Source organism: Caulobacter sp. UNC279MFTsu5.1 (genome assembly GCF_900114015.1).
Classification (GTDB): domain Bacteria; phylum Pseudomonadota; class Alphaproteobacteria; order Caulobacterales; family Caulobacteraceae; genus Caulobacter.
On the sequence record NZ_FORN01000086.1, the window covers coordinates 1 to 9514 of the forward strand.

11 protein-coding genes and 1 pseudogene are annotated in these 9514 nt (G+C 68.6%); 7 read left to right on the forward strand and 5 right to left on the reverse strand.

Annotation, left to right across the window (positions count from 1 at the left end; genetic code table 11):
• Window positions 1-145: 145 nt before the first annotated feature.
• A complete protein-coding gene (panC, locus tag BM066_RS25420) occupies window positions 146-994 on the reverse strand; it encodes a pantoate--beta-alanine ligase (RefSeq protein WP_089931211.1) in 849 nt (282 codons plus the stop codon).
• A gap of 207 nt (window positions 995-1201) precedes the next feature.
• Between panC and BM066_RS25425 the strand changes: the two genes are divergently transcribed.
• Both BM066_RS25425 and BM066_RS25430 read left to right on the forward strand, forming a co-directional pair.
• A complete protein-coding gene (locus tag BM066_RS25425) occupies window positions 1202-2038 on the forward strand; it encodes a division plane-positioning ATPase MipZ (RefSeq protein WP_018113384.1) in 837 nt (278 codons plus the stop codon).
• 29 nt (window positions 2039-2067) lie between these two features.
• A complete protein-coding gene (locus BM066_RS25430) occupies window positions 2068-2493 on the forward strand; it encodes a J domain-containing protein (protein WP_018113385.1) in 426 nt (141 codons plus the stop codon).
• A 6-nt stretch (window positions 2494-2499) separates the two neighbouring features.
• Here BM066_RS25430 and BM066_RS25435 read toward each other — a convergent pair whose 3' ends face one another.
• Window positions 2500-3816: a serine hydrolase gene (locus tag BM066_RS25435; protein ID WP_018113386.1), complete on the reverse strand. Its 1317-nt coding sequence runs from the start codon at window positions 3814-3816 to the stop codon at window positions 2500-2502.
• Between the two features lie 312 nt (window positions 3817-4128).
• Between BM066_RS25435 and BM066_RS25440 the strand changes: the two genes are divergently transcribed.
• From BM066_RS25440 to BM066_RS25455, 4 genes are all read left to right on the forward strand, one after another.
• Window positions 4129-4563 carry a phasin family protein gene (locus tag BM066_RS25440; RefSeq protein WP_018113387.1) on the forward strand — a complete coding sequence of 145 codons (435 nt, stop codon included), beginning with the start codon at window positions 4129-4131 and terminating at the stop codon, window positions 4561-4563.
• Between the two features lie 121 nt (window positions 4564-4684).
• Window positions 4685-5143: a RidA family protein gene (locus BM066_RS25445; RefSeq protein WP_018113388.1), complete on the forward strand. Its 459-nt coding sequence runs from the start codon at window positions 4685-4687 to the stop codon at window positions 5141-5143.
• The gene (locus BM066_RS25450; RefSeq protein ID WP_018113389.1) at window positions 5143-5916 is read left to right on the forward strand and encodes a glycerophosphodiester phosphodiesterase; all 774 of its coding nucleotides are present in this window, start codon (window positions 5143-5145) and stop codon (window positions 5914-5916) included. The genes BM066_RS25445 and BM066_RS25450 overlap by 1 nt, the downstream gene beginning before the upstream one ends.
• A complete protein-coding gene (locus BM066_RS25455; protein WP_029589493.1) occupies window positions 5913-7073 on the forward strand; it encodes a GNAT family N-acetyltransferase in 1161 nt (386 codons plus the stop codon). Before BM066_RS25450 ends, BM066_RS25455 begins: the two co-directional genes overlap by 4 nt.
• A gap of 12 nt (window positions 7074-7085) precedes the next feature.
• On the opposite strand, the gene BM066_RS25460 is transcribed toward BM066_RS25455, so the two are convergent.
• Together BM066_RS25460 and BM066_RS25465 are read right to left on the reverse strand one after the other, a co-directional pair.
• Window positions 7086-7655: a DUF5655 domain-containing protein gene (locus BM066_RS25460; RefSeq protein WP_018113391.1), complete on the reverse strand. Its 570-nt coding sequence runs from the start codon at window positions 7653-7655 to the stop codon at window positions 7086-7088.
• Complete coding sequence (locus BM066_RS25465) at window positions 7652-8731, reverse strand: alpha/beta hydrolase (protein WP_143093823.1); 1080 nt, start codon at window positions 8729-8731, stop codon at window positions 7652-7654. Before BM066_RS25465 ends, BM066_RS25460 begins: the two co-directional genes overlap by 4 nt.
• A gap of 54 nt (window positions 8732-8785) precedes the next feature.
• Between BM066_RS25465 and BM066_RS25470 the strand changes: the two genes are divergently transcribed.
• Complete coding sequence (locus BM066_RS25470; protein WP_018113393.1) at window positions 8786-9217, forward strand: HIT family protein; 432 nt, start codon at window positions 8786-8788, stop codon at window positions 9215-9217.
• Between the two features lie 19 nt (window positions 9218-9236).
• Here BM066_RS25470 and BM066_RS25475 read toward each other — a convergent pair.
• Window positions 9237-9514: pseudogene (locus BM066_RS25475) on the reverse strand (hypothetical protein); the annotation flags it as partial.

Consider the following 9514-nt stretch of genomic DNA (forward strand, 5'->3'; position numbering starts at 1 on the left):
AGAAGAACGGTTCGGCGGAGCGGTCAGGTCTAGCCGAAACGCACACACAACACCCACGGTCATCCGGGCTCGGCCCGGACCGCTCCGCGCCTCCCTACAAGCTCAGCGGCTTTCCGCGTGAGGACGAGAGGTCATGCCGAACAGTTCAGCCAACCGCCATGTTGTCGATCAGCCGGGTCTTGCCCAGCCAGGCCGCCACCAGGATGCGACCCTGCGCCTCGCCGATCGGGCCCGGCCCCAGGCGCGACAGGTCGCCGGCCTCGCGGATGTCGACATAGTCCACCTGGCGGAAGCCGGCGGCGAGGATGGCGGCCTTGGCGGCGGCCTCGGCCTCGTCGATCCGGCCGCCGGCGGCCACGGCCCTGGCGGCGGCCTTCATGGCGTTCGGCAAGGCGACGGCGGCGGCGCGCTCCTGCGGGCTGAGATAGGCGTTGCGCGAGGACAGGGCCAGGCCGTCCTCGGCCCGGGCGGTCGGCGCGCCGACGATCTCGACCGGGATGTCCAGGTCCCTGACCACCCGCTTGATGACCTGCAGCTGCTGATAGTCCTTCTCGCCGAAGATCGCGACGTCGGCCTGGGACTGGATCAGCAGCTTGGTCACCACCGTGGCCACGCCGCCGAAGAACTGCGGGCGCGCGGCGCCTTCCAACGGCTCGGACACGCCGGTCAGGTTGACGGTCGTCGAGAACCCCGGGGCGTACATCTCCGCCACGTCCGGCGCGAACATCAGGTCGCAGCCGACCCCGGCCAACAGATCGGCGTCGCGGGCCTCGCCGCGCGGATAGGAATCGAAATCCTCGTGCGGGGCGAACTGCTTGGGATTGACGAAGACGCTGGCCACGGTGCGCCGGGCTTTCGTCTGGCCCAGATGGATCAACGACAGGTGGCCTTCGTGCAGGGCGCCCATGGTCGGGATCAGCGCCACGCGTTCGCCGGCGGCCTTCCAGGCGGCGACCTGGGCGCGCAGGTCGGCGACGGTGCGGACGATCTTCAGCGCCTTGCTCGGCTTGTCGGCGGCCACGGCGAACTCCTGTCTCGAACAGGCGTTGGCTTATGACGGACGCACGTCCAGGCGTCCACCTGCGACAATGGGTCCACAGGAAGGCAGCCCAGGATTGACGTCGCGCCCTCTCAGGGCGTCTCCTGCGTGTTAATCTTTCATTGAGAGTCGCCGAGTCGGGCGAAAAGAAGGAAAGAAGGCATGGCCGAAACGCGTGTCATCGTCGTCGGCAACGAGAAGGGCGGGGCGGGCAAGTCCACCATCGCCGTCCATCTCGCCACCGCGCTGCTGTACGGCGGCGCCAAGGTGGCGCTGCTGGATCTCGACCTGCGCCAATGCACCTCGATGCGATTCTTCGAGAACCGCAGGGCCTGGATCGCCGGCAACAACGTGACTCTGCCCGAGCCGCTGCCGTTCCGGCTCAGCGACGACGACATCGCCCTGGCCGCCGCGCCCGAAGCCGACCAGGTCGCCAAGTTCGAGGCGGCTTTCGTCGCCGCGCGCGAGGCCGCCGACTTCGTGCTGATCGACACCCCCGGCGGCGACACCGCCATCTCACGCATGGCCCACGGCCTGGCCGATCTGATCGTCACCCCGATGAATGACAGCTTCGTCGACTTCGACATGCTGGGCCACGTCGACCCGGTGACCATGGAGCTGCAGAAGCCCAGCCTCTATTCCCTGACCGTCTGGGAGGCCCGCAAGGCCCGCGCCCTGTCGGGCCAGCGCCAGGCGCTGGACTGGGTGGTGCTGCGCAACCGCCTGGCCACCACCGAGGCCCGCAACCGCAAGCGCGTCGAGGACCGCTTGACCGCCCTGTCCAAGCGGGTCGGCTTCCGCATGGGCCCCGGCCTGCGCGACCGGGTGATCTATCGCGAGCTGTTCCCGTTCGGCCTGACCATCGCCGACCTGTCGACCCAGGTGCGCCCGGTTCCGGTGTCGCTGCAGCACCTGGCCGCGCGCCAGGAACTGCGGGCCCTGATGCATTCCCTTGGCCTTTCGGCCTATTCCGGGGAAACTCTGCTCGCCGCCCAATAGTGAGGGCCGGCGTCGGGGACTGACGTTCCATGTTCTATTTGCTGCTGGGCGGCGCGATCCTGCTGTTCGTCCTGTCGGGACGCGCCACGCGCGTGCTGAAGGGCGACGGCTGGCGGATCGGCGCGGGCATAACCGCGCTGCTGGCCTTCGCCGGCGGGGCCTATGCCGGCGTGCGCAGCGAGTGGCCGGTCTGCATCGTCCTGTTGGTGATCGGCGCCTGGAGCGCCACGACCGCCCGCCAGCGCCCGGCGGTCCGCAAGGCGGCGCCGCTGGAGACCGGGCCGAGCGTCTCGGAGGCGCGGGCGATCCTGGGCGTGGGACCGCAGGCGTCCCGGGCGGAAATCCAGGCGGCCTATTCGCGTCTGATCCGCATGGCCCACCCGGACAAGGGCGGCACCGCCGGTCTGGCCGCGCAGCTCAACGCCGCGCGGGACCGGTTGCTGGACGGGAAGTAGGGGGCCTTACCGCGGCGCCAGGACCATGCAGGGCTGGCGCTTGGCGCTGATCGCGCGGCAGGCGCTCTGGGCCGCCTCGGCGGTCAGGCCCTGGAACTGGGCGCGGAAGGTCGTGCTGGCCGCACCTTCGACGGCGCCCTCGGCGTCGGTCACGAACTTGGCGAAGCGCGAGCGGACCAGCATCAGCTGTTCGTTGGCCAGGCTCTTGGACTTGAACGCCCCGACCTGCACGCCCCATTCGCCCTTGGCCTTCTTCGGCGCAGGCTTGACGATTGGCGCTTGGGCCGCGCGCAGGGTCGGCGAAACCTTAAGGGGGGGCGGAGGCTTGGGATTGTCGGTCAGCACGATCTTCAGCCCGGCCTGGTCGCCGTCGCCTTCCTCGGTGGAGGGGCGCATGATCGGGCCGGTCGGCTCGTCTTCATAGAGGTTGGCGGCGATGGTCGTGCGCTCGCCGTGCGAGCGGCGCTTGAGCACGTCGAAGCCCGTGGTCAGCAGGTCTTCCATGTTGTTGTCGCGCCAGGCGGTGGATGAGCCGCCCAGGACCACGGCGATCAGGCGGCGGCCGTCGCGCACGGCCGAGCCGGCCAGATTGTAGCCCGAGGCGTTGGTGTAGCCGGTCTTCAGGCCGTCGAAACCCTGCATGTTGGTCAGCAGGCGGTTGTGGCCGGGGATGTAGCGGCCGCGGAACTCGAAGCCCTTGATGCTGAAATAGGAATAATACTGCGGGAAGTCGCGCATGGTGGCGCGCGACAGGATGGCCAGGTCGCGGGCGGTCGAGATCTGGCGGCTGTCGGGCAGGCCCGAGGCGTTGACGAAGCGGCTGTTGCGCATGCCCAGTTCCTGGCCACGCAGGGTCATCAGGGCGGCGAACCGCGACTCGCTGCCGCCGAGCCGCTCGGCCATGGCCACGGCGATGTCGTTGGCCGACTTCACGGTCATGGCGCGGATCGCCTCGTCGACGCTGACGCTGTCGCCGACCGACAGGCCCAGCTTGGTCGGCGCCTGGGCCGCGGCGTGGGACGAGATCGCCACGCGGTCAGTCAGCTTCAGGCGGCCCTCGCTGAGCGCCTCGAAGGTGAGGTACAGCGTCATGATCTTGGTGACGGACGCCGGGTAGCGCGGGCTGTCGGCCCTCTTGTCGTAAAGCATTTCGCCCGAGTTGGCGTCGATCACGATCGCCGCGTATTTGGGCTCGGCGCTGTTCATCTGCAGATATGGAATCTGCGCGGAGGCGGCGACCGGGGCGGCCAGACCGCACAGCATGGCGCCGGCGAAACCGAGAACGGCGAAGGCGGAGCGGACGGAAGTAAGCTTGGCGAACATGGGAAATGCGTCCGTCATTTTGAACTGAGCGGTTCCGCACCGCCACACGCGTGATCTTAGCATGCGCGTGGCCGCCTTTCTCTAAGGTAAACAAGTAGTGAGCGATTTCGCCGCAGAGATGGATAATTTCAAGGCGTTGCGGCGAAGCTTCGGTCTCTCGCCCTGGGCGAGTGAAGACCTACGTCAGGTTATGGTGCGGCGCACAATTTCCTTGACTGCTGCACTGCAACATGAGACACCCGTGTTGTCCCAACGCATGGCCTGGATGCCGCTTGTCCGTCGTCATGCCCCGCACCCTGCCAGGAGCTCCCCATGGCCGCCGCTGAAACCCTGAAGAACACCGTCGAACAGTTCAGCACCGCCTCGAACCAAGCGTTCAAGGACGGCGTCGAGAAGTCGCTGGCCGCTCTGGCCGAAGCCAACACCTATTCCAAGAAGAACCTCGAAGCCGTGGTCGCCTCGGTGACTGCCGCCACCAAGGGCGCCGAAGCCCTGGGCGCCCAGACCTTCGCCTATTCGAAGAAGGCTGCCGAGGACCAGGTCGCCGCCGCCAAGTCGCTGGCCGCCGCCAAGAGCGTGCAGGAAGCCGTCGAACTGCAGACCGCCTGGGCCAAGTCGGCCCTGGAAGCCTACATCGCCCAGGTCAGCAAGGCCTCGGAGATCGTCTCGGCCTCGATCAAGGACTCGGTCAAGCCGCTGAACGAACGCGTCACCGCCACCGTCGAGAAGCTGCAGGCCGCCCGCTAAGGCGACCGGCTCACGTCGAGCCAAAACAGTTTGAAGGCCCGAGCCGGCAAGGGTTCGGGCCTTTTTTCTTGTCCTGTCATCCCGCCGCGCTAAGCATGCGTCCAAGTTATTGGAGCGTGTGATGTCGAAGGTCGAACAGCGTCTGGCGGAACTGGGGATCGTGCTGCCGCAACCGGTCGCGCCGGTCGCCAACTATGTGCCCTTCGTCCAGACGGGGAACCTAGTCCACATCTCCGGCCAGATTTCGCTCGACGCCAACGGCGGTCTCAAGGGCACGGTCGGGACCGAGGTCGACCTGGAAACCGCCCAGCAGGGCGCGCGGCTGTGCGGGATCAACCTGCTGGCCCAGATGAAGGCGGCCGTCGGCGACCTCGATCGCGTCAAGCGGGTGGTCAAGCTGGGCGGCTTCGTCCAGGTCAGCCAGGACTTCACCGACATTCCCAAGGTCATCAACGGCTGCTCGGACCTGATGGTCGAGGTGTTCGGCGACGCCGGCCGTCACGCGCGCTCGGCCGTGGGCGTCTACAAGCTTCCGCTTGGCTTCTCGGTCGAGGTCGACGCCGTGGTCGAGGTAGGCTGATGCGCGCGCGGCCCCGGCCTGGCACCGAGGTCTTCGGCGAGGCGTGGGAGCGCCTGTTCGAGCCGGCGGTGGCGCATCGGGGGCTGTGGTCGCCGGACGGCGCGCCGGAGAATTCCCTGGCCGCCTTCCAGGCCGCCTGCGCCCACGGCTATGCGATCGAGCTGGACGTCCAGCTGACCGCCGACAACCATGTCGTGGTCTTCCATGACGACCAGCTGGAGCGACTGACGGGCGCGCCGGGCAAGCTGCGCGACCACACCGCCGCCGACCTTGGCCGGTTGAACCTGTCGGGCACCGACGAAACCATCCCCACCCTGGCCGACGCCCTGACCCTGATCGGCCATCGGGCCATGGTCTATATCGAGCTGAAGACCCCGTTCGGCGAGGTCGGCGAGCTGGAGAAGCAGGTCAGCGAGATCCTGCTGGACCACAACGGGCCGACCGCGGTGATCGGCTTCAATCCCTATTCCCACGCCTGGTTCGCCGAGCACCAGCCGCAGATCCTGCGCGGCCTGGACAGTTACGGCTGGGCCGACGAGAACGCCCGCAAGCTGGCCCCGGAGCTTCGCAAGTCCCTGGCCAACCTGGAGCAGATCGAGATCGCCCGGCCAGATTTCCTGGCTCTGGGCCTGGACATGCTGCCCAGCGCCCGGGCCGATGTGCTGCGCGCCAAGGGCATGCCGGTCATCGCCTGGACCGTGCGCTCGGCCGAGCAATGGGAAGACGTTCGCGACCATTGCGACAACCTGATCTTCGAGGGCTTCGCCGCGTGACAGCCGTCAGGGCGGAGGTGCGCGTCCACCGGCGCATCGCCGAGATCGGCCGTGACGCCTGGGACGCCTGCGCGGCCCCGCACGGCGATCCCTTCGTCAGCTTCGATTTCCTGAACGCCCTGGAGGAAAGCGGCTGCGCGACAGAGCGCACCGGCTGGGCGCCGCACCATCTTTCGGTCGAGGACGGGGCCGGCCGCGTGGCGGCGGTCATGCCGCTGTACCTGAAGTCCCACAGCCAGGGCGAATACGTCTTCGACCATAGCTGGGCCGACGCCTACGAGCGGGCCGGTGGGCGGTACTATCCGAAACTCCAGTGTTCGGCGCCGTTCTCGCCAGTGACCGGGCCGCGGCTGATCGTGCGGCCCGACATCGATATCGATGAAGGGCGCTCGGCCCTGCTGGGCGGAGCCCTGACCCTGTGCGACCGGCTCAACGCCTCGTCGCTGCACGTGACCTTCCCGACGGCCGGCGAATGGGCGTGGATGGGCCAGCGCGGCCTGCTGCGCCGCCAGGACCAGCAGTACCACTGGTTCAACCGAGGCTACGCGACCTTCGACGACTTCCTGGCGTCGTTGTCGTCCAACCGTCGCAAGACCATCCGCCGCGAGCGGCGGGACGCCCAGGCCGGGCTGGAGATCGTGGCCCTGACCGGGGATCGGCTGACCGAGGCCCATTGGGACGCCTTCTTCGGCTTCTACATGGACACGGGCGGCCGCAAGTGGGGGCGGCCCTATCTGAACCGGGCGTTCTATTCGCTGCTGGGCGAGCGGATGGCCGACAAGGTGCTGCTGATCCTGGCCCGCCGGCCGAGCGGCCCTTGGATCGCCGGGGCCTTGAACCTGATCGGCGACGACTGCCTCTACGGCCGCCACTGGGGCTGCACCGAGGATGTGCCGTTCCTGCATTTCGAGCTCTGCTACTACCAGGCCATCGAGCACGGCATCCGCCTGGGCCTGCCGCGCGTCGAGGCCGGGGCCCAGGGACAGCACAAGATCGCCCGCGGCTATCTGCCCAGCCCGGTCTATTCGGCCCACTGGATCGCCGATCCGGCCCTGCGCGAGCCCGTCGCTCGCTATCTGGAACGCGAACGTGAGGCGGTCGACGCCGAAATGGCGATGCTGACCGATGAGTTCTCGCCGTTCCGCCACGAGGCGTGAAGAGCTAGCGCCTCAGGACCGTTCCCAGGCCGCCTTCAGCAGGGCGCGGATCTCATCGTCCACATCGGCCGGCGAGGCGAGGGCGACCTTGGCCTTCAGGCGCTCGGACCAGCTTTCGTTTTTCGGTTCCAGCAGGCGCGGGGAAGCCTCGGGCGTCAGGGCCAGGCCCAGAATCGCCGTCCCGCCCCTGACCGGCTTGGCGGCCGCGAACTGGAATTCGCGCGACCAGGCGCTGTAGGTCTTGCGCTGGCCGGTGACCAGGCCGCCGAAGCCGGCCACCGCCGCTTCCAGCGCCTCCAGGATCGTGGCCGAGGCTGGGTCGGTCCACAGGGCCGCGCGGGTTTCGTCGGGATTGTCCCAGGCCCGCTCGGACGGGAAGGCCACCGACAGGACATAGCTGGCCCGGTTCTGGCCCAGGCCATGATGCATCTTGAGCCAGGCGAGCTGGGCGCGGGGCTTGGTTTCGGGGCAGGCGCGGGCGATCGCCACCCAGTCTTCCAGGCTCTTGCCGGTCTCGCGGGCCAGGCCCTCGCGCACCGAGGCGAACCACTTCCTCTGGCGTTCGGTCAGGTGTTCGGTCATGGGCGGATCTCTCCGAAGTGATCGACCAGTTCGGCCAGCAGGCGGTCGCGGCCGCGGTCGGGACGGTCCAGATGGACGAAATGGGTAGCGCCGGACAGGGTCACGGTCCTGACCGGCGGCGCGCGGCCCGCGTCGGCGGCGAAGGCGTCGAGGTCGGCCTGGCGGCTCCAGAAATCGTGCTCCGAGCGCAGCAGCAGCGTTGGCGCGGCGATCGAGCCGGCGTCATAGAGCCGTCGCCCGCAGGCCTGGTGAAAGCTGTCCTCCAGTGCGCCGAGCGGGGCGCGGAACAGCGGCGGATCATGCCGGCCGCTGTCCGGGTCGCTGGCCAGCGCGGCCGCCGCCAAGGCCTGGGCGACGGCGGGATCGCGCCAGTCGTCCTTGTTGTCGACGGGAATGTTCCGGTCCCAGACCCGCATCAGCGAGGCGGCCGGATACAGCGCATAGCCGCCGGTCGCCGGATCGAAACGCCGGGGCCGGCCGGCCTGGGCGACGGCCGAGCCGGGACCCAGCATCGCGTGGACGTCCGAACCGCCATAGAGGGCGTTGATCGTCGCCAGGCCGGAAACGGCTTCGGGCCTCAGCGCCGCGTAGAACCCCGCCCATAGTCCGCCCGTGGCCCAGCCGATCAGGCCGACGCCCTCGTGTCTGGACCGCCGGGCGGCCAGGCCGCGAACGGCGTCGACATCGCGGACCACCTCGAAGGCGCGCGACAGGGGGCGGCTTTCCTCCGGCGGCCGTCTCATGGCGGCGGGGCGCTGCGAGCCGCCATAGCCCCGAGCGTCCATCACGTAGACGCGACGGTTCAGGCGCCGGGCCAGGTCGGCGGCCAGCGAGCCGCCGGCCACAGGCAGGTCGAACGAAGCGACGCCCGGGGCGCGGGCGCCGTGGAGCAGGATCAGCGGCGCGCCTCGCGGCGCCGCCGGCCGGACTTCGCGCACGTGCAGGCGGACGCCGTCGTCGGCGGTGGTGAACAGGTCCTGGCGGTGCAGGGCGTCGCTCGCCGCCAGGGCCGGCCCGGCGAGGCCCAGGGCGGCGCCGGTCGCCAGCATGCGTCGCCGCGTCGGGCTCGTAGTCATTTGCGCGCCCCTCCCGGTTTGCTAGGTACGGTTTCGATCACGCCGGAGACGATCATGAGCCTTCACGGAAGCTACGACGCCGACAACATCTTCGCCAAGATCATCCGCGGCGAGATCCCGGCCGTGAAGGTGTTCGAGGACGACCAGGTCATGGCCTTCATGGACGTCTTTCCGCAGTCGCGCGGCCACGTGCTGGTGGTCTCCAAGACCAGCCAGGCCCGCAACCTGCTGGAGGCCGAGACCAAGACCCTGGGGCGGCTGATCGGGGCGGTGCAGAAGGTGACCCAGGCCGTGACGACGGCCCTGAAGCCCGACGGCGTGGTGGTGACCCAGTTCAACGGCGCGCCGGCCGGCCAGACCATCTTCCACCTGCATTTCCACATCATCCCCCGCTACGAGGGCGAGGCGCTGGGGCGGCATGGCGAAGGCATGGCGGATGTCGAAGAGCTCAAGGCCTTGGCCGAGAAGATCACGGCGGCGCTCTGAAGAACTCCACCGCTAAGGGCTAGGGCCCTAGCTTGATGATGGCGGTGGCCAAGCCGACGATCGCCGTCACGCCGCCCATCAAGGCGAAGCTCTGAAAGCGGAGCTTGTCGTTCAATTCGGCCAGTATCTGGTTCTTCGTTATGGCCAGATCCGCCTTTATGGCCTGGATGTCCGTCCTGGTCGCGTGAGCCAGGTCGGCAAGGTCGGCCTTCTTCACCATGTCGATGATGTCAGTCTTCGTCGCCATGTCGGCGATGTCGGCCTTCTTCACCGTGTCGATGATATCGGCTTTCGTCG

Excerpts from the sequence above, each read along its gene's own strand:
- BM066_RS25425 (WP_018113384.1), top strand. The coding sequence starts at position 1,202 with ATGGCCGAAACGCGTGTCATCGTCGTCGGCAACGAGAAGGGCGGGGCG.
- BM066_RS25430 (WP_018113385.1), top strand. The coding sequence starts at position 2,068 with ATGTTCTATTTGCTGCTGGGCGGCGCGATCCTGCTGTTCGTCCTGTCG.
- BM066_RS25435 (WP_018113386.1), bottom strand. The coding sequence starts at position 3,816 with ATGTTCGCCAAGCTTACTTCCGTCCGCTCCGCCTTCGCCGTTCTCGGT.
- BM066_RS25440 (WP_018113387.1), top strand. The coding sequence starts at position 4,129 with ATGGCCGCCGCTGAAACCCTGAAGAACACCGTCGAACAGTTCAGCACC.
- BM066_RS25445 (WP_018113388.1), top strand. The coding sequence starts at position 4,685 with ATGTCGAAGGTCGAACAGCGTCTGGCGGAACTGGGGATCGTGCTGCCG.
- BM066_RS25450 (WP_018113389.1), top strand. The coding sequence starts at position 5,143 with ATGCGCGCGCGGCCCCGGCCTGGCACCGAGGTCTTCGGCGAGGCGTGG.
- BM066_RS25460 (WP_018113391.1), bottom strand. The coding sequence starts at position 7,655 with ATGACCGAACACCTGACCGAACGCCAGAGGAAGTGGTTCGCCTCGGTG.
- BM066_RS25465 (WP_143093823.1), bottom strand. The coding sequence starts at position 8,731 with ATGACTACGAGCCCGACGCGGCGACGCATGCTGGCGACCGGCGCCGCC.
- BM066_RS25470 (WP_018113393.1), top strand. The coding sequence starts at position 8,786 with ATGAGCCTTCACGGAAGCTACGACGCCGACAACATCTTCGCCAAGATC.